At 69.4% G+C, this 23,059-nt stretch carries 20 protein-coding genes; 7 read left to right on the forward strand and 13 right to left on the reverse strand.

Annotation, left to right across the window (positions count from 1 at the left end):
* Positions 1-33 precede the first annotated feature (33 nt).
* The 5 genes from IEY84_RS13860 to IEY84_RS13880 all read right to left on the reverse strand — a co-directional run bounded on the left by IEY84_RS13860 (position 34) and on the right by IEY84_RS13880 (position 7,223).
* Positions 34-1,671: a glycosyltransferase family 2 protein gene (locus IEY84_RS13860; RefSeq protein ID WP_183546504.1), complete on the reverse strand. Its 1,638-nt coding sequence runs from the start codon at positions 1,669-1,671 to the stop codon at positions 34-36.
* 61 nt (positions 1,672-1,732) lie between these two features.
* On the reverse strand, positions 1,733-3,598 hold the full coding sequence (locus IEY84_RS13865; RefSeq protein WP_183546506.1) for a glycosyltransferase family 2 protein: 1,866 nt from the start codon (positions 3,596-3,598) through the stop codon (positions 1,733-1,735).
* Positions 3,599-3,643: 45 nt separating this feature from the next.
* The gene (locus IEY84_RS13870) at positions 3,644-5,764 is read right to left on the reverse strand and encodes an acyltransferase family protein (RefSeq protein WP_183546508.1); all 2,121 of its coding nucleotides are present in this window, start codon (positions 5,762-5,764) and stop codon (positions 3,644-3,646) included.
* Positions 5,765-6,064: 300 nt separating this feature from the next.
* Positions 6,065-6,262 carry a hypothetical protein gene (locus IEY84_RS13875; protein ID WP_045548398.1) on the reverse strand — a complete coding sequence of 66 codons (198 nt, stop codon included), beginning with the start codon at positions 6,260-6,262 and terminating at the stop codon, positions 6,065-6,067.
* A gap of 160 nt (positions 6,263-6,422) precedes the next feature.
* Positions 6,423-7,223, reverse strand: a complete 801-nt coding sequence (locus tag IEY84_RS13880) for a DUF6576 domain-containing protein (protein WP_183546510.1) — start codon at positions 7,221-7,223, stop codon at positions 6,423-6,425.
* 212 nt (positions 7,224-7,435) lie between these two features.
* Between IEY84_RS13880 and IEY84_RS13885 the strand changes: the two genes are divergently transcribed.
* Positions 7,436-8,866 (forward strand): ATP-binding protein, encoded by a 1,431-nt coding sequence (locus IEY84_RS13885; RefSeq protein ID WP_183546512.1) that lies wholly within the window; start codon positions 7,436-7,438, stop codon positions 8,864-8,866.
* 17 nt (positions 8,867-8,883) lie between these two features.
* On the opposite strand, the gene IEY84_RS26730 is transcribed toward IEY84_RS13885, so the two are convergent.
* Positions 8,884-9,036, reverse strand: a complete 153-nt coding sequence (locus IEY84_RS26730) for a hypothetical protein (protein ID WP_221208919.1) — start codon at positions 9,034-9,036, stop codon at positions 8,884-8,886.
* Between the two features lie 70 nt (positions 9,037-9,106).
* Here IEY84_RS26730 and IEY84_RS13895 point away from each other — a divergent pair, with 70 nt between their 5' ends.
* The gene (locus IEY84_RS13895; RefSeq protein ID WP_183546513.1) at positions 9,107-9,247 is read left to right on the forward strand and encodes a hypothetical protein; all 141 of its coding nucleotides are present in this window, start codon (positions 9,107-9,109) and stop codon (positions 9,245-9,247) included.
* On the opposite strand, the gene mutM is transcribed toward IEY84_RS13895, so the two are convergent.
* The 6 genes from mutM to IEY84_RS13925 form a co-directional block, all read right to left on the reverse strand.
* Positions 9,244-10,116, reverse strand: coding sequence for a bifunctional DNA-formamidopyrimidine glycosylase/DNA-(apurinic or apyrimidinic site) lyase (gene mutM / locus IEY84_RS13900; protein WP_183546515.1), 873 nt, complete (start codon positions 10,114-10,116; stop codon positions 9,244-9,246). The two genes, IEY84_RS13895 and mutM, sit on opposite strands and share 4 nt — an antisense overlap.
* A gap of 17 nt (positions 10,117-10,133) precedes the next feature.
* On the reverse strand, positions 10,134-10,832 hold the full coding sequence (rnc, locus tag IEY84_RS13905; protein WP_183547105.1) for a ribonuclease III: 699 nt from the start codon (positions 10,830-10,832) through the stop codon (positions 10,134-10,136).
* Between the two features lie 20 nt (positions 10,833-10,852).
* Positions 10,853-11,038, reverse strand: a complete 186-nt coding sequence (gene rpmF / locus IEY84_RS13910) for a 50S ribosomal protein L32 (RefSeq protein WP_008358292.1) — start codon at positions 11,036-11,038, stop codon at positions 10,853-10,855.
* Positions 11,039-11,105: 67 nt separating this feature from the next.
* Entirely contained in the window at positions 11,106-11,675 is a 570-nt protein-coding gene (locus tag IEY84_RS13915) for a YceD family protein (RefSeq protein ID WP_183546517.1), read from the reverse strand.
* Between the two features lie 40 nt (positions 11,676-11,715).
* Complete coding sequence (locus IEY84_RS13920; protein ID WP_183546519.1) at positions 11,716-13,098, reverse strand: ArnT family glycosyltransferase; 1,383 nt, start codon at positions 13,096-13,098, stop codon at positions 11,716-11,718.
* Positions 13,050-14,024 carry a lysylphosphatidylglycerol synthase domain-containing protein gene (locus IEY84_RS13925; protein ID WP_183546521.1) on the reverse strand — a complete coding sequence of 325 codons (975 nt, stop codon included), beginning with the start codon at positions 14,022-14,024 and terminating at the stop codon, positions 13,050-13,052. The genes IEY84_RS13920 and IEY84_RS13925 overlap by 49 nt, the downstream gene beginning before the upstream one ends.
* A gap of 115 nt (positions 14,025-14,139) precedes the next feature.
* Here IEY84_RS13925 and IEY84_RS13930 point away from each other — a divergent pair, with 115 nt between their 5' ends.
* The 5 genes from IEY84_RS13930 (at position 14,140) to IEY84_RS13950 (ending at position 21,341) form a co-directional block, all read left to right on the forward strand.
* Positions 14,140-15,258 (forward strand): glycosyltransferase family protein, encoded by a 1,119-nt coding sequence (locus IEY84_RS13930; protein ID WP_221208920.1) that lies wholly within the window; start codon positions 14,140-14,142, stop codon positions 15,256-15,258.
* Positions 15,255-16,010 carry a class I SAM-dependent methyltransferase gene (locus IEY84_RS13935; RefSeq protein WP_183546523.1) on the forward strand — a complete coding sequence of 252 codons (756 nt, stop codon included), beginning with the start codon at positions 15,255-15,257 and terminating at the stop codon, positions 16,008-16,010. The genes IEY84_RS13930 and IEY84_RS13935 overlap by 4 nt, the downstream gene beginning before the upstream one ends.
* A 70-nt stretch (positions 16,011-16,080) precedes the next feature.
* A complete protein-coding gene (locus tag IEY84_RS13940) occupies positions 16,081-18,849 on the forward strand; it encodes a YfhO family protein (RefSeq protein ID WP_183546525.1) in 2,769 nt (922 codons plus the stop codon).
* 66 nt (positions 18,850-18,915) lie between these two features.
* Entirely contained in the window at positions 18,916-20,529 is a 1,614-nt protein-coding gene (locus IEY84_RS13945) for an acyl-CoA synthetase (RefSeq protein ID WP_183546527.1), read from the forward strand.
* 2 nt (positions 20,530-20,531) lie between these two features.
* Positions 20,532-21,341: an enoyl-CoA hydratase gene (locus IEY84_RS13950; protein ID WP_183546529.1), complete on the forward strand. Its 810-nt coding sequence runs from the start codon at positions 20,532-20,534 to the stop codon at positions 21,339-21,341.
* A gap of 27 nt (positions 21,342-21,368) precedes the next feature.
* Here the strand turns inward: IEY84_RS13950 and IEY84_RS13955 are convergent, their stop codons facing one another.
* On the reverse strand, positions 21,369-23,057 hold the full coding sequence (locus tag IEY84_RS13955) for an AMP-binding protein (RefSeq protein ID WP_229788668.1): 1,689 nt from the start codon (positions 23,055-23,057) through the stop codon (positions 21,369-21,371).
* Between the last annotated feature and the right edge of the window lie 2 nt (positions 23,058-23,059).

Consider the following 23,059-nt stretch of genomic DNA (forward strand, 5'->3'; position numbering starts at 1 on the left):
GGTTCGGGCGCGTGGCGCCGCAACCAGGACATCTCAGGCCCCACGCGTCCTGCGCGCGGCCCGGCCGAGCTCACGGCGTACGACCGTACGCAGCCGGATGTTCTCCAGCTCGGCCACCCGCGCCTCGGCCTCCTCGGCCCGCTTGGCCTGGTTGGCGGCGCGCCGGCGTGCCTTCTGCAGACGCTCCTCGGTGATCGGGCCGTCCTCACGGCGGATCTTCTCGACCGGCTCGGCCGTGCGGAGATCCACGAACCCGAGCCCGGCGTTGGAGCGCCACTCGACACCCCAGGCCGCCTCCAGCGCCTCGGTCTCGGTCACCGTCGAGCCCACGTATCGGTGGGCGCGCGCGAGCGCGGCCGAGGACGTGACCCGGACGGCTTCGTCGGTGTGGGAGTCGGCCGGTGCGAAGTAGCTGACCCGGCCGAGGTCCTCGCCGTAGACGGAGCGCATGATCTTCTCCACGCCCCTCGAGCCGATGCCCACGGTGGCCGGGACGTCGAGCCGGTAGGGCGAGGGGAAGACGTCGTCGGGGTCGTCCTCCACCATCCGAACCCGCCCCTCGCAGCGATACCACTCCTGCAGCAGGTGCAGCTCGACGGCGGGATCGGCGAGCACACGACGGCGGCCCGTCTCCAGCGCGGACCAGGGACCGACGAGCACCACCTCGAGATCGGTCTCGGTCTGGTTGAGCAGCATGTCTACGCAGCGTCGGGCGAGCTCCGCGGTCCCGACGTCCACCTTCACCACGGCGGTGACGTAGGGCACCTCCCACTGCCGGTTGTTCGCCGAGCGCCGGTAGCGCGGGATGGGCATCTTCTGGGCGAAGTGGACGTCGTTGAAGTGCGCGACCTCGCGCCCCTTGTCCTGCACCGTCGCGCGGCCGAGATGGTAGGTCTGCGCCGAGCTTGCCGGGATGAAGACGGCGCCCCGCTGCCAGATCTGGTAGGCGATCTCGGTGTCGTCTCCGAGCTTGAGCTCGGGCCGCTGTCCGTATGTCCTGGCGTAGACCGACCGGGTCACGGTCGCGCACGCGCCCATGTGGGTGGAGTAGTTGCGGCCGCCGGACGAGTTCAGGTCGTCGGTCTCCGCGAAGACGTCCAGGGACCAGTGGCGGTGCAACGTGGCGAGGTCGTGGTGCTTGCGGATCTCGTCGCTGCGTACCTCCTCGAACACCTGCTCCGGGGTGAAGTCCCACTCCTCGACGAAGCCCTTGTGGCCGATGGTGGCCGCCTCCGGGATGAAGTGCGCCCACTTGGCGTGCTCGCGCACGTTGTCGGAGAAGAGGATCATGTCCGAGTCGACCCAGTAGATGATGTCACCGTCGGATGCCTCGATACCGATGTGCAGGCCGTTGGAGCGCCCCCACCCCTCCCCGGCCGCCTCGTCGACCCTGATCAGGCGGGTGTTCTTCGGGGCGTACTTCCCGATCTCCACGGCAGGCTCGCTGCCGTCGTCGATCACGATGACCTCGAGCAGGTCCTCGGGATAGTCCTGTGCGGCCAGCGACGCCAGGGTCAGATCGAGGGTCTTGCTGTTGAAGGCGGGGGTCACGACCGAGACCTTCAGCGTCGGTTCCCAGCCTTCGGGGACGGTGCCGTCGAAGACGTCGCGCCACTGGTTCTTGTAGACGACCTGGGTGAGCTCGGGATTGACCGTGAACTGCTTGGGCATGGGGTTCCTTCTGGATCTGGCAAGACTCTGGTGATGCGCTGGTGCGGCGGCAGGCTCGGGCTCAGCCGTCGACGATCTCCGACATGAACCGGGGCCACTGCTCGAAGGCCCCGGCGACGAGGCTCGACTCGTCCCGCTTCCAGGTGTGGCCGTCGGCGTGCCGGATGTAGACGTAGCCGAGGCTGGTCGTGCGATAGCCGATGCCGCCGGCGTTCCCGACCCGGATGAGCACCGAGCGGTCGGTCGAGTTCGGCGTCGGGCGCCAGCCGCCGACCTCGTTGAGCATGGCGGTGGAGAGCATCATCGCGCCGCCGGCGAGCTGGTAGTGGTACGCCTCCGTGGTGAACGTCCGATGCACCGTGTGGCCGAGGGCCTCCAGGTAGAGATACTCGGTCGTCTTCCCGACCATGTCGGCGCTGGAGTAGAGATAGGCGAGGACCAGATCGCCGATGACCTGCGGACCGTAGACGTCGTCGTCGTCGATCTTCACGATCAGGTCGCCCGAGGCGTGCCGGGCCGCATCAGCGAGCACCGCACCGAACGGGGTGGCGCGGTCGTGGAGCAGAACGGTCGCATCGGCCGCCTTGATCGCGTCCTCGAGCTCGCCCGGGAGCGGTGCCTCGGCTCCGTGCACCGCCACGATGATCTCGAGGTGCGGATACCGCTGTGCCGCGAGCGCCTCGACCACCGCGCTGACCCGGTCCGGCCGCATCGTGGAGAGCACGGCGCTCACCTTCGGCAGCAGCCGGCGACCTCGATCCTCGGCGTACCCGGCGAGCTCGAAGAACCCGCCGAAGCGCTCCATCGCCTCACGACGCTGACCCACCGAACGCAGCTCGCGCACCAGCCCGAGTGCCGGTCGGTACGGCTGCCGCATCAGGTCTGCGAGGGTGTCGCCCAGCATCTCGTCCGCGAGCTCGAGCCCGGAGGGCATCGAGTGCAGGATGGCACCGCTGGCCGCGATCTCCGCCAGGCGGCGATGAGCCGTCCGCTCGTCGTCCACAGCAGTCACGGCAGTCAGCGCGGTCAGCCCGGACAGGTCGATCGACTCCACGTGTCGAAGCCGCGCGATCTCCTGACGGGTGAACGGCGCCGCCAGCGGGTGCACCATCTCGTCGAGCTCCTCGGCCGACCCCGCTGTCGGGTGCAGACGGAGCTGGTCCCCCTCGATCGTCAGCGCGAGCCATCCCTCCGGCTCGTCGAACCCCTGGAGCCGCCCGATCGGGTTGTGCACGTGCAGGTCGACGACGGGCCGCGGGCTGCGTTCGCTGATCGAGAGATGTCCGTACGCATCCACGAGCACCGGCGTACGGAACACCGTCTCGCGAGCGTCCTCGGCGATCTCAACGAGCTCGTCGAACCGCTCGGGCGAGGAGACCAGACCCAGGTCGGCCGAGCTCAGTCCGACCCCCTGGAGCTGGTCGACGGGCAGCTCGGGGATCCCCGGTGCCGTACGCGTCGGCAGCAGCGCCAGCGCGGCCGCATCGACGGCGTCGGTGCCGAGCTGGACGTGGCCGAAGCCATGGTGGCCGCGGTCCACGGCGAACAGCGGATAGACGGCGCGGGCGACCAGGGCGAGCGACGTCTCGTCCCTCAGCTCGATGTCGCACCAGGAGGCGCCTACCGATCTCGCCGGATAGCGCACCATCTGGCGCAGGACGCCGGGCAGCCAGCCGAGCCGGCCGTTCCAGCGTCGGTGCGGCCACTCCCAGCGGCGCACCTTCAGGGACAGCCTCGAGACCGTGATCGACGGGTCCGCGATGGTGAGCGCCCGGATCTGGTCGACGTCCTCGACCACGATCTTCACGAATCCACCGGGCCGGGGCAGACCGGCGACGAACGCGCCGACCTCGGCAGCGCTCGCGAGCACGGTCTCCTCGGGCGGTGCCGCGATGGGGGCATCGGGGTTGATCGGTTGGCTCGTCACCGTGGACTGCACAGCTCTCCTAGGTCGATTCTTGAACAGCATCGATCAGCCCTCGACCACTCGGTCGATCGCGTCTTCGAGCTGCAGGGCGAGGCTGCGTACGAAGGTCCCGGACAGGTGGTGGAGGTCGTAGTGGACGATGACGCCGCCGACCACGACCCGGCAGACGTCCTGAGGGCAGACGTAGGGGGTGGGGTCGAAGACCTCTACCCGCTCATCGTCCAGCCGGCGAGCCGCGTCGGCCTGCTCGACCGTGACCGCGCGTTCGGCGAGCGGGGCATCGCAGGCCGCCAGGTCGTCCTCGTGCAGCGCTGCGCACTCGGGGTCGGTCGGGTCGCCTTCGTAGCCCGATCGCGGCGCATCCTGCACCACCAGCACCGGCCTGCCGGCCTCGCTCCAGCTGCGCAGGACCCGCTCGTAGGCATCGGTCACGGCCTGCTCCATCTTCGGCTCGGGCACGTTCAGGAGCGGCTGCAACGATCGGTTCCCGGTGATGATCAGGTCGTAGTCGCCGTCCCGGGCCTCTGCGATCGCCCATCGGTTCCACTCGAAGCAGTTGCGGGTGCGCTTGTCCTCGAAGTCGATCCGCCGGTCGACGGTGTAGCAGTTCTCGATCAGGTAGGTGGAGATCCGCCAGCCGTTCTTCTCGGCGAGGTCCGCCAACGCCGGGAGCCACATGTCGGCGTGCGAGTTCCCCACCAGGGCGATGTCGAGCACCTGCCCGCTGCGCACCCCGTAGGTGCAGACCTCGCGATCGACGTAGCTGCCGCTCACCATGCAGCCGTCCTCGCCCGCCGGGCTTGCGTCCTTGGCAGCGAAGGCGGGCGTGGTGAAGAGCTCGTCGCCGTGCACCGCCCCACAAGCCGGGTCGACGAGAACCTGGGCGCCGAAGCAGGGGTCGCCGACGGCCGCCGACGGCCCGCGCGACGCTTCCTGCGTACGCCACTCCAGACCGCCCCCGAGGGCCGCGATCACGAGCGCGCCACCGAGAGCGAAGACGAAGCTGCGACGAAGCGGCACCCCGAGCGGACGGCTGCCGCGCAGCCTGTCCTCGACGAGGACCTTCGTCGCCCAGGCGAGGGCGACGACGACCGCGACCGCCGCGATCTTGACTGGCCAGGCGGCCGGGTGGCCGAGGGCGTACGGGACGAGGACGACGAACGGCCAGTGCCACAGGTAGACCGAGTAGGAGATGTCCCCGATCCACTGCACCGGTCCGAGGCTCAGCAGCCGGTGCGGCGAGCCGAACCCGGGTCCGGCGGCGGCCAGGATCACCAGCGCGGTCGCGGTGACCGGCAGCAGCGCGGCCGTGCCGGGAAAGACCGTCGCATCGTCGAAGACGAAGGCCGCATACAGGATCCCCGCCAGTCCGACCCAGGTCAGCAGGGCGCGTAGCGTACGACCGCTTCCACCGGAGCCGGAGCCGGGCAGCCCGAGAACGACCAGCGCGGCGATGCCGCCGACGCCGAGCTCCCAGAACCGGGTCCAGGAGAGGAAGTACGCCGCGTCGTTGGTCGAGGTCAGGAGCGCCGAGCACGCGAAGGACGCCACGGTCACCGCGACGATCACGCACGCCACCCCGGGCAGGACCCGACCGCCACGGCGCCGGACAAAGGCCCCGGCGAGAAGGATCATGACGGGCCAGACGAGGTAGAACTGCTCCTCGACCGACAGCGACCAGTAGTGCTGGACGGCCGTCGGGACGTTGTCGGCGGCCATGTAGTCCACCGCCTCGGCGGCGAGCGACCAGTTCTGGACGTAGAACGCTGAGGCCACCGCCTGGGTCGCGGTGTCGTGCCACAGCGTCGCGGGAGCGATCAGCCAGGTGGCGAGGAGGGAGGCGGCCAGCACGAGCAGCGCGGCCGGGAGGAGCCGCCGGATCCGGCGGCCCCAGAAGACTCCGAGGTCGCGGAGGGTCCGGGGTTGATGCTGGAGCAGGTGCGTGGTGATCAGGAAGCCGGAGATCACGAAGAACACGTCGACACCGACGTATCCGCCGGTCAGTCGCTTCGGCCAGAAGTGGTAGCCGACGACCAGCAGGACCGCGAGCGCGCGCATCGCCTGGATGTCGGCGCGAACCTGGCGACTCGCAGGTGCCGCGTCGGTTGCCGATATCGGCTGCGGGGTGGTCGCTGCCGGACTCGGCGAGACCGTGGGCGCGGTCATCGGTCAGCTTTCCGGGCGTACAGAAGCCGATGCGTACGCGACGAGGACAACGTTGAGCTCCTGTGGGGGATCACGAGTGGGGGCACTACTGCAGGCAGTAGGACCGCGCGAGCCTAACCACGTCCGGTGCCGCCCGGCCTCCATGAGTCGACGCGGAGGTGAACAGCAGACAGCAACTTCGTACGCCTCCGAAAAAGGTCGAAACCGACCCTGTTCAACAGAGTCGGTTCCCCCTGAACGAGGCACCCCTTGAACGAAGCAAGGGGCTCTCGCCCGTGGTGTTGCAGAGTTGCCCGCAGGTCAGGCGGGCTGCATCTCCTGCATCGAGGTGTCGAGGTCAGCGGTGTGGGCCGCGACCAACGCATCGTTCTCCGTCTTCAGAGAGAGAACGAGATCCTCGAGCTCACGCACACGTGCACGCAACCGAGCATTCTCGGCGGTGAGGTGGGCGGGAGTCCGCAGGTCGCTGCTCATGTAACCGATCAGCGCCTTCGCCATGAATACGTTTCCTTCGTTGGAATCACTAGAAGTCCCCGCGATACCGGGCCGTCTACAAGAGTGACACCGTTATCGACAAGCGTCAACGTCGCGCGTCCAAAGCCGGGACCTCCGACCGTACGAACGGGTCGATCTCACGCCAGAGTTGAGTGGGTCGCGCTCAACTTCGGCGGCGGCGCTCACGCAGCTGCATGAGCTCCTTCTTCTCCTTGGCGGTCAGCGAGTCGGCTCCTTCGGCGTGGATCTTGTCGAGGAGCTCATCCATCCGCTGCTCGTCCTTCGAGACGGTCGAGGACTCCCACGGGCCGGTGACCACGGTCGGGCCCGACTTGCGCTTCTTGGCCTTGGCGGGCTTGGCCGCCTTCGGCTGGCCGGGTCCGGCGACCTGCGGGATCCAGGCGAACCGTTCCAGCAGCCCGAACTGGCGCGCGACGAACGCGTTGACGAACAGGCCGACGACGAAGACGAGCAGCATCACCCAGCTGCGGTAGCCGAGATACTGGATCAGCTGGATGCCGACCAGGATCACGCCGAAGAGCCAGGCCGGGATGTTGAACATGAACATCCGGTCGGGCCACTGAGCGATCCACAGCAGCACCACCATCATCTCCAGCATCCCCAGGCCGGCGAGGATGTAGGTGGGGTCCAGCACCGCACCGAAGAAGACGGTCAGGAACGAGAGCACCGCGGTGAAGGCCACCAGCATCCAGGCGAACCGGACCCGGCCGAGCTCGTTGCGCTCGAGCTCGGACCCGAAGTACCAGAAGAAGAAGATCGCCAGGACGTCGAAGATGCTGAACTGCGGGTAGGCGAACGGCCAGGTGACCAGCGTCCACAACTTGAGGTCGGCGAGGTTGGGCTGGATCAGGGCGAGCCCGGTGAGCACACCCTCGCCGCCCAGCACCGCGAAGAGCACCAGCCCGACGATGCTCCCGAAGACCACGAGCCACGTCGTGGTCACCCCCAGGGAACCGATGTGGAACCAAGGCTCGTGGGGGTAACGACCACCTGGGGTCAACCGGAAACGTTCTCTCACGGGGCCGAGCCTATCCACGCATTGGTAGTCGCGTCAGCGCGGGACACGGATTGGAGCCATTGCCGTGTGCCGCGTATTGATGCGCGAATACTCGCGATCACCGACAAGATAGTATCTTCTGATGATACTATCTTATCATGGCACTATTCGTCGGGCGCTCACGAGAAACGGCCCATCTCGACAGCCGCTTGCAGCGCGTCAGCAGATCTGGAGACGGCCTTGCACTACTCGTACGCGGGCGCCGCCAGGTCGGCAAATCGACCCTGGTCAGCCACTGGTTGGACGACCTGGATCTGCCATCCCTCTTCTTCACCGCGTCCCGGCGGTCGCGACAGGAGGAGCTGCGTCTCTTCGCCAGCCAGACATCCCGCTCCACGCTTCCAGGCGCCGAGCTGTTCGCCGACGTCGAGTTCGACACCTGGGACGCCGCGCTACGACTGCTGGGATCCGTGCTGCCTGACCATCCGAGCGTCGTCGTCATCGACGAGCTGCCATACATGATCGCCGGCGACGACGGGTTCGAAGGCACACTCCAGACGCTCTGGGACCGAGTACTTTCGCGCAAGCCGGTTCTGCTCATCCTCATCGGCTCGGATCTGTCGATGATGGAGGCGCTGGATGACTACGACCGCCCCTTCTACGGGCGGTCGCAGACGATGGTCGTCAATCCCTTGGATCCCGCCGCTGTCGGCAACTACCTCGGCACGAACGGCGCCGACACGCTCGACGCCTACCTGGTCACCGGCGGCATGCCGGCACTGTGCGCCGAATGGCGAGCGGACCGCGACCTCTGGACCTACCTCGAAGACGCACTCTGGGACCCGTTCTCCGTCCTTACGACCCAGGCTCGCCGAATCCTGGCGGCAGAGTTTCCGGAGGACGTACAAGCCCGGTCTGTTCTCACCGCCATCGGCTCGGGCGAGCGTACGAACGCAAACATCCAGCAGGCGGCCGGTCTTCCCAGCCCGCGGGTCGCGCGGGCGCTCGGGGTGCTGCGCGACGGCAAGCGGGTCATCGCCAGCGAGTATCCGATCTCGATGACCGGCGAAGGAGCGAAGTCGCCCCGCCACCGAGTCGATGACGCATACCTGCGTTTCTGGCTGCGTTTCATCGAGCCTCGCCTCGGGGATATCGAGCGCCAGCGCGGCGACCTGGCCGTCGACTACGTCAAGGCCGGCTGGAACCAGTGGGTCGGGAACGCGATCGAGCCCGTCGTACGCGACTCGCTCAATCTCCTTGCCGGGCGAGTAGACCTTCCTGGTCTGCCCGGTTCGAGGGGCACCGTCGTCGGCTCCTACTGGAACAGGAGCAACAACCCGCAGATAGACCTCGTCGTCGCCGACAAGGAGCCCAGGGCCACGCGTATCCATGCCGTCGGATCGGTCAAGTGGCGCACCGGAAAGCTGTTCGACCGCCACGATCTTCACGAGCTGGAGGCCCATCGGAGCCATGTCACGCCGGGCGACGCACGTCTCCTCGCCGTGTCGCGTTCCGGATTCGACGAGTGGACAGGCCAAGCGCTCGACTCAGCGCTGGGCCCGGAAGAGATCCTTGCTGCCTGGGACTGAGCGCCTTCCGTGTCTGCTCAGGCCGGGCTTGGCTCGGAGTTGATGCTGCCGAAGGGGCCGTAGGTCTCCTCGCTGACCCGTGCGGCTTGGTCGATGTAGCGCGCCAACGCGTCACGGGAGCGGGTCAGGTTGTCGAGCCGGTCCTCGAGGACCCCCATCCGTGCGCGCATGGCCGCGACCAGTTCGGGGCAGCCGATCAGTTCAGGAGCCTCCCCCGTGGCGCATGGCAGCAGGTAGGCGATGTCCGCGGTCGACAGCCCGGCCGAGCTCCCCGATGTGCACCGCTTCGGCCCGGCCGATGGCCCGCCGGCAGGGACGGGTATGGACGTCGCGGTGATCGAGCGAGGTCAGGTCAGCAAGATCTACGGGTTCTTCAGCTAGGCAGACTTCGGGCTCTTGATCGCTCGCGGGGCGGGCTGGCACCTGGGGCAGAAGTAGGAGGAACGGTTCATGAAGGCGACGCGGCGCATCGGGGCGCCGCACCGGTCGCAGGGCTCACCCTCGCGTCCGTACGCAGCCAGCGACCGGTCGAAGTAGCCCGACTCGCCGTTCACGTTGACATAGAGCGCGTCGAAGGAGGTGCCGCCCTGGGCGAGCGCCTCGGTCATCACGTCGCGTACGTGGCCCAGCAGCTCGCGCACCTTCGGGCCGGTCAGCCGGTCCCCCGGGCGTTCGCCGTGGATCTTCGCGCGCCACAAGGCCTCGTCGGCGTAGATGTTGCCCACCCCGCTGATCACCGTCTGGTTGAGCAGGATCCGCTTGATCCCGCTGGCCGATCTCCGGACCCGCCGCACGACCGCCTCGGTGTCGAACGCCTCCTCGAGCGGGTCGGGGGCGATGTGGGCGATCTCGGACGGGAGCTCGGCTCCCCCGGGGCTGATCGAGAGGCCGCCGAACATGCGCTGGTCGACGAAGCGGAGCTCGCGGCCCTCCGCGGCGCCGTCGAGACGGATCCGCACCCGCAGGTGGCGCTCGTCGGGCGAGGCGGGCGGTTGGACGAGCATCTGGCCGCTCATGCCCAGGTGTGCCATCAGGGCGTCGCCGGAATCGAGCGGCAGCCACAGATACTTGCCCCGGCGCCGGGCGCCGGTGATCGCTCGACCGGCCAGTTCCTCGGCGAAGGCCGAGGGGCCGGCGAGATGGCGGCGTACGGGCCTGGGGTGCAGGACCTCGACGGCCACGATCCTCGCGCCGACGACGTGGCGCTCGAGGCCGGCGCGGACGACCTCGACCTCGGGGAGCTCAGGCAACTAGTGACCTGCAGCCTTCAGGCGGAGGTGGTGGAAGCGGCCTGGATCTCGCCGTAGGCCGTCTCCGCGGCGGCCTGCTCGGCCTCCTTCTTGGAGCGGCCGACGCCGTTGCCGTAGAGCTGCTCGCCGACCCGGACCTTCGCGGTGAAGGTCTTCATGTGGTCGGGGCCCTCGTCGGTGATGACGTATTCGGGCACACCGAGAGCCCGCTCGGCGGCGAGCTCCTGCAGCGAGGTCTTCCAGTCGAGCCCGGCACCGAGGTCGGAGGCCGCCTCGATGAGGGGGTCGAAGAGCCGGTGGACGAGGACGGTGGAGACCTCGATGCCACCGGAGAGGTGGACCGCTCCGATCACCGCCTCGACGGTGTCAGAGACGATCGACGCCTTCTCGCGCCCACCGGTGGCCTCCTCGCCACGGCCCAGCTTGATGTGCTGGCCGAGGCCGATGGCCTGACCGACCTCGGCCAAGGCGCGGGCGTTCACAACCGCAGCCCGCAGCTTGGCCAGCTTGCCCTCGGGCAGGTCGGGGTGGGTGCGGTAGAGGGTCTCGGTGACCACGACGCCGAGCACCGAGTCGCCCAAGAACTCCAGGCGCTCGTTGGTGGGCAGGCCACCGTTCTCGTAGGCGTAGGACCGGTGAGTGAGCGAACGCTCAAGCAGCTCGGGGTCCAGAATCGGATCCCCGAGCGCTTTGCGAAGCTCTGCGTAGTTGGTCAGGAGACTAACCGCGTGTCAGATCAGAGGACCTGGCGACGCTCGGCGCGAGCGCCGTACTGGCCGCACTCGCCGCACGCACGGTGCGGGATGTGCTTGGCGCCGCAGGCGGGGTTCGCGCACGTCACCAGGGTCGGCGCAACGGCCTTCCAGGCCGAGCGGCGGTGACGGGTGTTGCTGCGCGACATCTTCCGCTTCGGGACAGCCACTGTTTTCTCCTCTTATTCGGCCGGTCGGATCTCGACCGGCTACTGAAGCCTAATTATCTGGCGAACTCTAGTTGCTGGGGTCATCTTTGAGCGAAGCCAGCCCCGCCCAGCGCGGGTCGACCTTCTCGCCGTGGTTGTGCCCGGGCTCGTCCGCGAGCCGCGCCCCACAGTCGGGGCACAGTCCCGGACAGTCGTCCTGGCACATCGGCTGGAACGGCAGTGCGAGCACCACCGCATCCCTGAGCACCGGCTCGAGGTCGATCAGATCACCCTCGGTCCGGCTGGTCTCGTCGTCCTCGTCAGGCGCCTGGCCGTCACGAGAGTCGTTGTAGACGTACAACTCCTGGATGTCGACCTCGGCTTCGTCCTCGATCTTCTCCAGGCACCGCACGCACTCGCCGTCGAGGTCGACCAGAGCCGTCCCCGTGACCAGAACACCCTCCATGACCGCCTCGAGACGCAGGTCGAGCTCGACCTGAGATCCCTCGGGGACTGCGAGGACTTCGATACCAAGATCCGCCGGTGCCGGCACCTTCATCTCAACATGACGTTCGGACCCCGGGCGGCGGCTGAGCTCACGTGTATCGAGCACGAGCGGCCCCTTGGGGTTCAACCCAGTCGGGTCCAGACTGGTCATGTTTCACTTCCGGATGAGGGCACGACAGATCCATCAGATCTTAACGGGACCGGGCGACGGCGACCAAAAGGACGGTCGCCGCAGCGACCACCGCCCCGATCCCGGCGACCCCCGCCGCCGCCCACGCCACCGACTGGAAGACCGGTGCGGTGGCGAGATCACCACCGGAGGGGTTCGGCGGAGCGATGTGGGCAGCGAAGACCGCGTACGCCGCTGCGGCCCAGACCGCGACCACCGGCCCCGCCAGGCGCGGGACGGCGGTGAGCCCGAGCGCGCTGAGCAGGCTGGTCACGACCGTGAGCGGGATGAGATAGCGCCAGTACGCTCCCCCGCCGCCGGCCGCATACCTGAGCTGGATCGCGACGATGACAGCGGTGAGGGCGAGCAGCAGCAGCGCCGTCGCCATCCGGACGGGCTCGCGCCGCGAACGGGAGATCGCCCGGAGGCCGACCACCAGGCCGACCACGAGCGGTACGAGGGTGAGCACGGCCCCGAGGACCACGCGCTCCTGGAGTGCCGGCGGGATCAGCAGCTGGCGCCAGATGTCCGGGTCGGTGGCGACCTCGAGCACCGGGCGTACCTCCCGTTCCTGGAGGGGGCTGCCAGGCTTCCCGACGAGGTCGGTCTGCATGCCGGACCAGTTGCCGGTGTCCCGGAAGTTACGGATGTAGAACCACGCGTTGACTGCGACGGCGAACAGCACCGCGATGCTCAGGCGCAGGATGCCCGCCCAGTCGCGGCGGGGGCCGGTGAAGAGCCAGACCAGGCCGAGGGTCGTCGCACACAACCCGATGAAGACGACACCGGGGAGCCGGGTGCCGAGCGCGGCAGCGGCGTACAGACCGAAGAGCACCAGCCCGCGGGTCCTCGGCCCGTTCCGGAGCAGCCAGACGGTCTGCCCGACCAGCAGGGTGGCCCAGAGCACGAACAGGTTGTCGTTGAAGACGACGCCGCCGAGCCTGGTCAGCGCCGGGCTCAGCGCGGTGACCAGTCCGGCCGTGATCGAGACCTCGGGACGGCCCGGGACGATCTGCCGCGTCGTCCACATCACCGCGGCCACCACCAGGCAGGTGATCACGGCACTGATGCCGCGCGCGGCCATCCCGGCGGTGAGCAGGTGGCCGGCGTCGGTGAGCGGCCCGACCACGGGCGCCAGCAGCAGGTAGAAGAGCGGCGGGTGCTGGCCGGTCCAGTCGAAGGGCAGCGTGTAGCCCCAGATCTGCGGCATCCGCATCGGATCACCGATGCTGATCAGGGTGCCGTGCCAGAGCTGGTAGGCGTGGTCGACATGAGCCACCTCGTCCTTGGTGCCGTAGAGCGGCGAGGAGAGCGCATAGCCGGCGCACACGCCGGCACAGGTGATGAGGTTGGCGATCAGGCCGGCGGTCCAGAGCTGTGGTGCGGTGGGCCGTGCGGTGGGCACAGAGGTCTCCCGAGTGGTTCGTTGGCTGGTGTTGGAAGGTCGCCGGCGCGACGGGTCAGGAAGACGGCGACCAGGGCGACGACGACATCGGCCAGGACCGCGATGCCGCGGGCCAGCAGGGCGACCAGGAGGGCCAGCCCTGGCGAGAGGACGCCGGAGAGCGCGACGACCAGGACGGCCTCGCGCAGCCCGGCGCCGGCCGGCAGCCCGATCGCGGCCATCCCCAGGCTGAACCCGAGCGCGTAGCCGCCGACGCTGGCCAGCAAGGAGGGCAGCGGGTCGCCGCCCAGGCCGACCACGACCACCCAGATCTGGAGGCCGAGGAGAAGCCAGACCAGGCTCTGCAGGGCCAGCGCCTTGCCGATCCCCCGCCAGGTCGGCAGCACCTCGAGCGGCTCGCGCCCCACCAGTCCCAGCCCCGTGTCGACCACACGGCCGAAGACCGGCGGATGCAGCATCACCAGGATCAGCGGCAGCAGCAGGACCGCCCACCAGTAGCGGGCAAGGGTCTCCTGCCCGAGGAACGGCATCAGCAGCACCGACACCATCACCCCGGCCCCGACGGCGATCGCCAGCACGAGGACGCCCTGGGTCAGGGACGTACGCCGCGGCACCCGCTCCGCGCGGGCGAGCTCCATCTGGCCCAGGATCGTCCACAACGAGCCGGGCAGGTACTTCCCCAGCTGGCTGACGTAGAAGATCCTGGCCGCGGGCACCAGCGGCAGCGGCGTGCCGAGATCGGCCAGCACCACCCGCCACATCAGCAGCGCCACACCCTGGGCGAGCACGGTCAGGCCGAAGGCGACCGCGAGCACCCACAGCGGCAGCTCCTCGAAGCCGCGTACGAGCGCATCCCAGTTGCGGTGGACCGCGTACGCAGCCACCGCGACGACGATCGCGACGACCACCGCCTTGAGCGGCACCACCTGCGTCCAGCCTCGGCCCACGGGTCCTTTCCCGGCAGCACTTTCGGGTGCCGACATCTCAGATGCGGGGTGTGCTGCTCGATCTTTCCTTGACGTCGAGCCTAACGTTGAGGTGATGCACATCGTCGCCTTCGGCACCTACGACGTGACCTCCCATCCGCGGGTCGCGGTACTCATCGAGGGTCTACGCGCCTGCGGTGCAGAGGTCAGCGAGGTCAACCGACCGCTGGGTCTGGACACCGCGGCGAGGGTGGCGATCCTGCGTCAACCGTGGCGGCTGCCGCTGCTCGTGCTGCGCCTGCTGACCTGCTGGAGCGGGCTGATCGTGGAGACGCTGCGACGGCGCCGGCGCCCCGACGCCGTCCTGGTCGGCTATCTGGGCCACTTCGACGTGCACCTGGCTCGTCTCCTGCATCCCCGCTCGACCATCCTGCTGGACCACATGGTCTCCGCGGCCGGGGTCGCCACCAACCGGCGGCTGGCCGGGTCGGGCGGGCTCAAGCTGCGGCTGATGAAGGCGATCGACGCGATGGCGCTGGCGCAGGCCGACGTGGTCATCGTCGACACGGTCGAGCAGCAGCAGGCACTGCCCGAGGACGTACGCCTCCACTCGGTGGTCTGTCCGGTCGGGGCCACCACGGAGTGGTTCGACGCGGGGGCCAAGGCGCTCGAGCGGCCGACCGAGGCGCCGCTGAAGGCGGTCTTCGTCGGCCTCTTCTCCCCCACCCACGGCGCTCCGGTGATCGCCGACGCCCTCGACATCCTCGCCGACGACGAGCGGATCGAGGTGACGATGGTGGGCCAGGGCCAGCAGTACGACGAGGCCCGGCGCCTCGCGGCCGACAATCCGCGGGTCTCCTGGGTCGACTGGGTCGACGCCGAGGAGCTGCCCGACTTCGTCGCCGGGTTCGACGTGAGCCTCGGCATCTTCGGCACGGTCCCGCAGGCTCGCCGGGTGGTGCCGAACAAGGCGTTCCAGGGCGCGGCCGCCGGTGCGGTCGTCGTCACCTCCGACACCGCACCCCAACGGCGGATGCTGGAGAGCGCGGCCATGCTGGTCTCCCCGGGCAGCCCGGACGACCTCGCCGCCGCTCTCACCAAGCTCGCCGACGACCCCGACGAGGCCCAGCGCCTCCGGGAGGCGGCCTACGACCAGGCCCGCGAGCACTACACGCCCCAGGCCGTCGCCTCCCCCATCATCGACTGTCTCAGCCACGACCCAGGAACCAGATGACGCTCACCGCGACCGACCGCCCGCTGCCCCCGCTCGCACCCCGTGCCTGGCTGCGCTACGACGTCGTCAGCCGGATCATCGACCGGCTCGCACCGAGGACCGCTCTGGAGATCGGCTGCGGCCAGGGGGCTTTCGGCGCCCGGCTGGCCACCCGCGCCGACTACCTCGGGGTCGAGCCCGACGCGGACTCGTTCGCGGTGGCGTACGAGCGCATCACCGCCCTCGGTGGCACCGTCCTCAACGCGATGTCCTCCGAGCTGGAGCCGGGGGCGACGTACGACCTCGTCTGTGCCTTCGAGGTGCTCGAGCACATCGAGGACGACAAGGGGGCGCTGGCCGAGTGGGTCACCCACATCCGCCCCGGCGGCCACCTGGTGCTCTCCGTGCCGGCGTTCCAGGAGCGGTTCGGGCCGATGGACCAGCACGCCGGCCACTTCCGCCGCTACAGCCCCGACGAGCTCACCGCCCGGCTCGAGGAGGCGGGCCTCGGGGAGGTCGCGGTGACCGTCTACGGCTGGCCGCTCGGCTATGCCCTGGAGGCGGTCCGCAACCGGATCGACGCCCGGAAGCTGGCCAAGGTGGGAGATCTCACACCCGAAGAGCTCACCCGGGCGACGGGGCGTACGTTCCAGCCCAGCGGACGCCTCAAGGGCGCCGCCATCGCCCTCGCGACCAGCCCGTTCATGGCCCTGCAGCGGCTACGGCCCGACACCGGAACCGGTCTCGTCGCCGTCGCGACCAGGCGCGACTGAGCGCCCGCATGCCCGACCTACCGCGTGCGCTCCCCGCGCTCGGCGCCGACTACTCATAGATTTCCGGGTTGTGATCTCCGATCGGTGGCGCTCCGGCGTCGTGCTGGCGCTCGTCGTCCTCTTCGTCGCGGTGACCTTCGGTCCCGCGCTCGTCGGGCACGGCATGCTGCTGGACACCGGCTGGCTGCACGCGATGATGCCGTACGCCGCCGACGGGCCGATCCCGCAAGGGACGCTGTGGTGCCGCGGCGACACCTGGGACTACTACCTGCCGGGTGTCGAGAGCATCGTCGAGGGCGCACGCCACGGCAACTGGCAGACCTGGGCGCCCTATGAGGTCGGCGGCGCGCCGCTGGCCTCGCTGCCCAACCACGCGGTCCTCAGCCCGGTCTCGTGGCCCTACTGGGTGATGCCGATGTGGCTGGCGCCGGCGTGGGTGAAGCTGACCGAGCTGGTCCTGGTGCTGGCCGGGATGGTGCTCCTCCTCGGCCGCCTCGGCGTGCGGCGCAGCATCGCGCTCGTCGCCGGCCTGGTCTTCTTCACCTCGGGCTTCATGATGATGTGGACCAACTGGCCGCACACCAAGGTCGCCTGCCTGATCCCGCTGCTGTTCTGGGCCCTCGACAGGGCAGTCCACGAGCGGGGTGCGCGTGACCTCGCGGCCGTCGGCGTGATCGTCGCCTCGATGCTGCTCGGCGGGTTCCCGGCCGTGACGATGTTCGCGCTGACCCTGGGCGGGGTCTATGTGGTCGTCCGGGCGCTCATGCTCCGAAACGCGCGGCGGACGCTGGTCGCGGGCGGCATCGCCGCCGGCGGGGTCGGGCTCGGGGTAGCGCTCTCCGCGGTGCAGGTGCTTCCGTTCGCGCTCAACATGAGCGCTCTGGGGATCGACGAACGCGTTCCCAACCAGGTCAAGCCCGCCAGTCTCGCGCTCACCACCGTCGCCCCCGACGTCTACGGCACCTGTGTCGACGGGCTCTGGTTCGGCGAGGACAACCCGATCGAGTCGATCGCGTTCGTCGGTGTCGCAGCGCTGGTGCTGGTCCTGGGCGCCCTGGTGATCAGGCTGCCGGGCGGTCGCCGGCCGACGACGCCGGCACTGCTCGCGGTCGCCCTGGCCGCGGTCGTCTGGCTCCTGTGGATCGGCGGGCTGCCGCTCGAGCTGCTCCAGAAGCTGCCCGGCTACAGCTCCAACAGCTTCGGGCGAGCGAACTCGATCTTTGGGTTCCTGTGCGCGGTCCTGGCCGGCATCGGTCTCGAGCGTCTGCTCCAGCGGGCCGAAGAGTCCCGCCCGCCTCACGGCGAGGGCCGGGCCTGGCGTCCGCGCCCGGTGGTGGCCGTGGTCATGCTGCTGGTGGCCGTCGGAGCGGCTGCGTACTTCCTCTACGCGGCGTACGTCTACATCGACAGCGCCACCCGGCCATTCCCGGACCTGGCCGCGAACCTGCGAGGGCCGGCGGTCCTGCTGATCGTCTCGGTCCTCGCGGTGGCGGCGACGCTGCTGCTGCGGGGTCGCCTGCGGCTGCTGGGGCCGCTGGTGCTCGTGATCGCCGTGCTCGCGCAGAGCACGATGTTCGCCCGCGAGGTGCTGCCGCTGACCGACCGCGACGACTTCTACCCGGTGACTCCGGCCCACGCGTTCTTGAAGGAGAACCTCGGCGAGGAACGCTATGGCGCCTCGAGCTGGGAGCACACGGGCGTCGCCGACCACTACCGGTTGCGTACGCCGACCGGCCACGAGTTCACCTCGCCGGAGTGGAAGGCGCTGATCGCCGCGGTCAGCCCGGATGCCCAGCTGTCGCGGACCTACAGCGACTTCCCCGCGAACGTGCCCACCCCGGGCCGCCAGCCGGTGCTCGACCAGCTCTCCGTCCGCTATTGGGCGACCCAGCCGCGGGAGGTCATCGGGGCCGCCGAGCCGGTCCGGGTGCCGCCGGCGCAGCGACAGCCGCTGACCGTGATGTCCGGTCAGGAGGCGACCTGTCAGGTCCCGCCGGGCGAGCTGCGCGGGATCGAGGTCACCGTGCCGGACGGCCTCAGGCCGCGCCAGCAGGTGCCCACGACCGTCCGGGTGGAGATCGGCACGGGCGCCGATGCGATCTCCTCCGCGCAGGCCGTGACCAAGCCGATCAAGCGCGGTGCCAGGCTCCGCGTCGCCGTGCCCGACCACCGCTTCACCTCCGGCCCGGTGCCCGTCACCATCACGTTCTCGGGCAAGCGCAAGCCCGTCCACCTGGCCGGCCGCTCCGACGGATCCGCGATCTGTGCCCCGGTCAGGCCGGAGAGGAACGACGGCCTCCGGGTGGTGCACACCTCGGCCGGTGCTGTCGTCTACGAGCGCGCGAGCGCGCTGCCCCGGATCCGCTGGGCCGGCACCAGCGAGGTCGTCACCGACGGGCCGACCCGGGTGCAACGCCTGACCGAGGGGATTCCAGCAGGCACGGTGCTCCTCGAGGACGACTCGACGCCGGTGGCGTCGGGCTCGACCGCAGAGGTCGAGGTGCTCCGCGACGAGCCCGAGACGATCCGGGCGTCGGTCACCGCGGACGGAGCCGGCTACCTGGTCGTCGCCGACTCGATCGCCCGCCCGGGATGGTCGGCGACGGTCGACGGCCGCGCCGTGGACCTGGTCGCCGGCAACCACGCCTTCGCGGCGGTGCCGGTTCCCGACGGCACCCACACCGTCACGCTCCGGTACGAAGCGCCCGGTCTGCGGGCCGGCGCGGCGATCTCCTCAGGCGGTGTCCTCGTTCTCGCTCTCCTCCTCGTACCGGCCGTGCTCCGGAGGTGGCGGCGGGGCCGGGAGGACGTCGCGACGCCGACCTACACGAGTTCCTAGAACACGTTCCATCTAGCGACACTGCGTGCGTGACACCAGGCGCCCTCGCGTTCCAAGGTTTCGCTCATGGCAGTTCAGATCGCCGACCTGGTCGAGCACGTTGTCGATGTCGTCCCGGATCGTCCAGCGCTGATCGCCGGCGAGGTGCGCTACACCTACGCCGAGCTGGACGCCGAGGCCAACCGCTTCGCACACCATCTCCTCGGCGTGGGGATCGAGCCTGGCGAGCATGTCGGGCTGATGGCCCGCAACGTGGCCGAGCACGTGGTCGCGATGCTGGGATGCTTCAAGGCGCGCGTGGTGCCGATCAACATCAACTACCGCTATCTCGCGGCCGAGCTCGACCATCTCTTCGAGAGCTCCGGGATCGTCGGCCTCGTCCACGAGGCCCGGTACGCACCGGTGCTGGCCGCGGTCGTGCCGAAGCACGAGCGCATCCGGCATGTGGTGTCGATCTCCGACGGCAGCGGCGAGACCACCGCCTACGAGTCCGTCGACTGGCGCACCGCTCTCGATCGCGAGCCCCCCACGAGGGGGTTCGACGAGCGCAGCGCCGATGACGTCTTCATCATCTACACCGGCGGGACCACGGGCTACCCGAAGGGGGTGATGTGGCGGCACGAGGATGCCTGGCGGGCGCTGGGTGGCGGCATCGACTTCGCGACCCGGGAGCCGATCGAGGAGTACGCGCCGTCCCGGGCTGCGGCCGAGGATCCGTCGCCGCTGGTCACTCTCCAGCTCGGGCCGGTCATGCACTCCAGCGGGCAGTGGGCGATGCTGATGCGGTTCATCACCGGCCACACCAGCGTGCTTCTTCCCAAGTTCGACCCACCGACGATCTGGCGGACCGTCGAGGCCGAGGGGATCAGCACGATATCGCTGGTCGGGGACGCGATGGCGCGGCCGCTGATCGAGGAGCTCGAGCGCGGCTCCTACGACACCAGCACGGTGACCACCGTGACCAGTGCGGCCGCGCTCTTCTCCGCCGAGGTCAAGGAGCGCTGGATCAAGACGTTCCCGGACGCCGTGGTGCTCGACGTCATCGGCTCCTCCGAGACCGGGATGACCGGCAACGGACGGATCGAGCAGGCGACACTCGCGGACAAGGGATCCCTGGTGCACCTAGGCCCCGGGACGGCCGTGATCGACGAGCAGCACCGGATCATCGATCCCAGCGAGGTCGGCGCGATCGGGCTGATGGCACGCTCGGGCGCCATCCCGATCGGCTATCTGGGCGATCCCGAGAAGACAGCGCGCACGTTCATCGAGATCGACGGCACCCGGTACGCCGTCCCCGGCGACTACGTCCAGATCGAGGAGGGCCATCGGCTGACCCTGCTCGGACGTGGATCGGGCTGCATCAACACCGGCGGCGAGAAGGTCTACCCCGAGGAGGTCGAGGTCGCTCTCAAGTCCCATCCCGGAGTCTTCGACACCCTCGTCTTCGCGCTTCCCGACCCGACCTACGGTCAACAGGTCGCAGCCCTCATCGAGCCTCGGCCGGATGTCGACCTCGACGTCGAGGACGTCCGCGCGCACCTGCGCACCCGGCTCTCGGGCTACAAGGTCCCGCGCACCGTGCACGTCGTCGAGACGGTCCCGCGGCACGTCACAGGCAAGGCCGACTATCGCCGCGCACGGGAGATCTCCGACGCGATCCGTGCCGAGAAGGCGAGCTGACCATGTCGTACGTCTCGATCGACCGTCCTGTCGACGGCGTCGCCGTCCTCACCCTGGACCGTCCCGAGCGGATGAACGCGATGTCGTTCGACGTGATGGTGCCGGTTCGCGACCAGCTGGTCGCGCTCGGCCACGACAACAGCGTCCGGGCGATCGTGATCACCGGGGCCGGACGGGCCTTCTGCGCCGGCGCGGACCAGGAGTCGGCTGGGCGGCCGCCGCATACCGAGGGGCTCGCTCGGCCGGGCTACGCGCTGCGGTCGCTGGATCTTCTCGAGGACGTGATCGGAACCATCCGCAGGCTGCACCAGCCGGTCATCGCGGCGGTCAACGGCGCGGCCATCGGTGGCGGGCTCTGCCTGGCGCTCGCCTGCGAGATCCGGATCGCCTCGCCCGCGGCGTACTTCCGGGCCGCCGGGATCAACAACGGGCTCACCGCGAGCGAGCTCGGGCTCAGCTATCTGCTGCCGCGCGCCGTCGGCTCCAGCCACGCGGCGGACCTGATGTTCACCGGCCGCGACCTGATGGCCGAGGAGGCCGCGCGCATCGGGCTCGTCTCCCGCCTGGCCGACCCGGTGCTCGAGGAGGCCATCGCGATCGGGGCCCGGATCGCCGAGCTCTCCCAGCCGGGCATCGAGCTGACCAAGAAGTCCCTGCATGCCGGGACCGCCGCCGGCTCCATGGAGAGCTACATGCCGGTCGAGGGCATCGGCCAGCTCTACCTGCGGCTGCTCACCGACAACTTCGAGGAAGCCACGCGCGCTCGCAAGGAGGGCCGGCCGGCGCGGTTCCGCGACGACCTACCCCGTTAGTGGATGGTTGGCTGGATGCTCACCGAGCTACCTCGGTGAACATCCCCGGTCAGAGGCGCGAGGCAGCAGATGAGCGCGTTCATGCAGACGGAACTCCTTCTCGATCGCAGTCCTCGCCGACTCGCCCAGACGTTCGTAGGCGCTCGTGCGTCCGACGCGCCGGAACACCGGATCGGTCGTGTTCCAGCCCATCCGGCGTAGGGGCGCCTTGTCGACCTTGTTGCTGCCGGTCAGCGGCACCCGGCCGATGAGCCTGACGTACGTCGGCCACCACTTGCCTCCCATGTCGGCCTGCTGCGAGACGAACTCGCCGAAGGCGTCCGGGTCGAACTCGGTCCCGGCAACAAGCTCGAGGGCACACATCACCTGGTCGCCTGTGCTCGGGTCGGGGACCGCGTAGACCAACGACGCGGCAACACCCGGGACTCGGGCGAGCACGTTCTCGACCTGTGCCGCGGAGAAGTTCTCACCGTCGACGCGGAGCCAGTCCGATGCCCTGCCGGCGAAGTAGAACCACCCGTCGGCATCGCGGTAGGCGAGGTCCCCCGACCAGAAGTCGTCTCCCCTGACCCGATCCGCCATGGCGACGGGGTTGCGGTAGTAGCCCTCGAAGGTGTGCGCGGCCCCGACCGCGACCAGCTGCCCGATGGCTGCCGAATCATCCAGCCGACCGTCGCTGTCGATCGTCGCCCTGGGACACTCCTCGCCCGTCGTCTCGTCGAGCACGCGTACGTCGACTCCCCCGACGGCCTTTCCGAGGGACCCGGGCGGGGTGCCGGGGACGCGGTTGAGGCGGAAGACGCCTTCGCTCATGCCGTACCCCTCCTGCACCACGCAGCCGAAACGCTCGGCGAAGCGGGCGATGTCGGTCTCGGATGCCTCGGTCCCGTACGCGAGACGCAGCGTGCTCGACCGATCACGTGGGTCCTCGGGCGTGTTCAGGACGTAGGCGAGCGCGCGGCCGACGTAGTTCGTGTAGGTGGCGCCGAAGCGGTGTATGTCGGCGCTGAACCGGCTCGCCGAGAACCGTCTCGCCAACCCGACCGTCGCGCCGGCGGCCATTGCCGGAACGAGGTTCATCATCACCGCGTTGCCGTGGAACAGGGGCATCGCGAGGTAGGTGACCGAACTCCGCTCGAGCCCGATCCGGTCGATGATCGCGGCGGTGAGCCCGGCCAGACGCCCGTGGCTGACGATCACCGCCTTCGGTGCGCTCGTCGAGCCGGAGGAGTAGAGCAGGACGGCCGTCTCCGCGGCCGTCGGGTTGGCCGTGGGCATCGCAGACCCCCGAAACGGGCCGAGAAGTCGGCCGTACGCCGCGGAGTCGACCTCCAGGATCAGGCCGGACGGCACGACATGGGCGATGCCCTCGACGAGGCCGCGGTGGCGTGTCTCGGTGATGATCACGTCGACGTCGGCGTGCCGAACGTCGTCGGCGATCTCCTGGCTGTTCCGGCTGGTGTTGAGCCCGACCACGACTCCTGCGCCGAGCGCTGCCGCGCCGAGCCAGAAGACGTAGTCGGGCACGTTGTCGAGCAGGACGCCGACATGGGTCTGCCGAGTCGCGGGCCGTGCGACGAGATGGTCGAGCAGGGCAGCCCGGTCCGCCGACTCCTGCACCACCTCGGCCCACGTCCACGACCGTTCCTCGAACCGCAGCCCGACGCGTCCGTCGCCAGCGCGTGATCGGAGGATCTCGGCGAGCGTCTCCATCATCC

Origin of the sequence: Nocardioides albus, from assembly GCF_014648255.1 — a bacterium.
Lineage (GTDB): Bacteria > Actinomycetota > Actinomycetes > Propionibacteriales > Nocardioidaceae > Nocardioides > Nocardioides albus.

What these genes read in the sequence shown, in the direction of transcription:
- IEY84_RS13945 (WP_183546527.1), top strand. Translation starts at nt 18,916, where the DNA reads ATGGCAGTTCAGATCGCCGACCTGGTCGAGCACGTTGTCGATGTCGTC.
- IEY84_RS13935 (WP_183546523.1), top strand. Translation starts at nt 15,255, where the DNA reads ATGACGCTCACCGCGACCGACCGCCCGCTGCCCCCGCTCGCACCCCGT.
- IEY84_RS13885 (WP_183546512.1), top strand. Translation starts at nt 7,436, where the DNA reads ATGGCACTATTCGTCGGGCGCTCACGAGAAACGGCCCATCTCGACAGC.
- IEY84_RS13915 (WP_183546517.1), bottom strand. Translation starts at nt 11,675, where the DNA reads ATGACCAGTCTGGACCCGACTGGGTTGAACCCCAAGGGGCCGCTCGTG.
- IEY84_RS13955 (WP_229788668.1), bottom strand. Translation starts at nt 23,057, where the DNA reads ATGATGGAGACGCTCGCCGAGATCCTCCGATCACGCGCTGGCGACGGA.
- IEY84_RS13870 (WP_183546508.1), bottom strand. Translation starts at nt 5,764, where the DNA reads ATGACCGCGCCCACGGTCTCGCCGAGTCCGGCAGCGACCACCCCGCAG.
- IEY84_RS26730 (WP_221208919.1), bottom strand. Translation starts at nt 9,036, where the DNA reads ATGCGCGCACGGATGGGGGTCCTCGAGGACCGGCTCGACAACCTGACC.
- IEY84_RS13895 (WP_183546513.1), top strand. Translation starts at nt 9,107, where the DNA reads ATGTCCGCGGTCGACAGCCCGGCCGAGCTCCCCGATGTGCACCGCTTC.
- IEY84_RS13875 (WP_045548398.1), bottom strand. Translation starts at nt 6,262, where the DNA reads ATGGCGAAGGCGCTGATCGGTTACATGAGCAGCGACCTGCGGACTCCC.
- IEY84_RS13860 (WP_183546504.1), bottom strand. Translation starts at nt 1,671, where the DNA reads ATGCCCAAGCAGTTCACGGTCAATCCCGAGCTCACCCAGGTCGTCTAC.
- IEY84_RS13930 (WP_221208920.1), top strand. Translation starts at nt 14,140, where the DNA reads ATGCACATCGTCGCCTTCGGCACCTACGACGTGACCTCCCATCCGCGG.
- IEY84_RS13950 (WP_183546529.1), top strand. Translation starts at nt 20,532, where the DNA reads ATGTCGTACGTCTCGATCGACCGTCCTGTCGACGGCGTCGCCGTCCTC.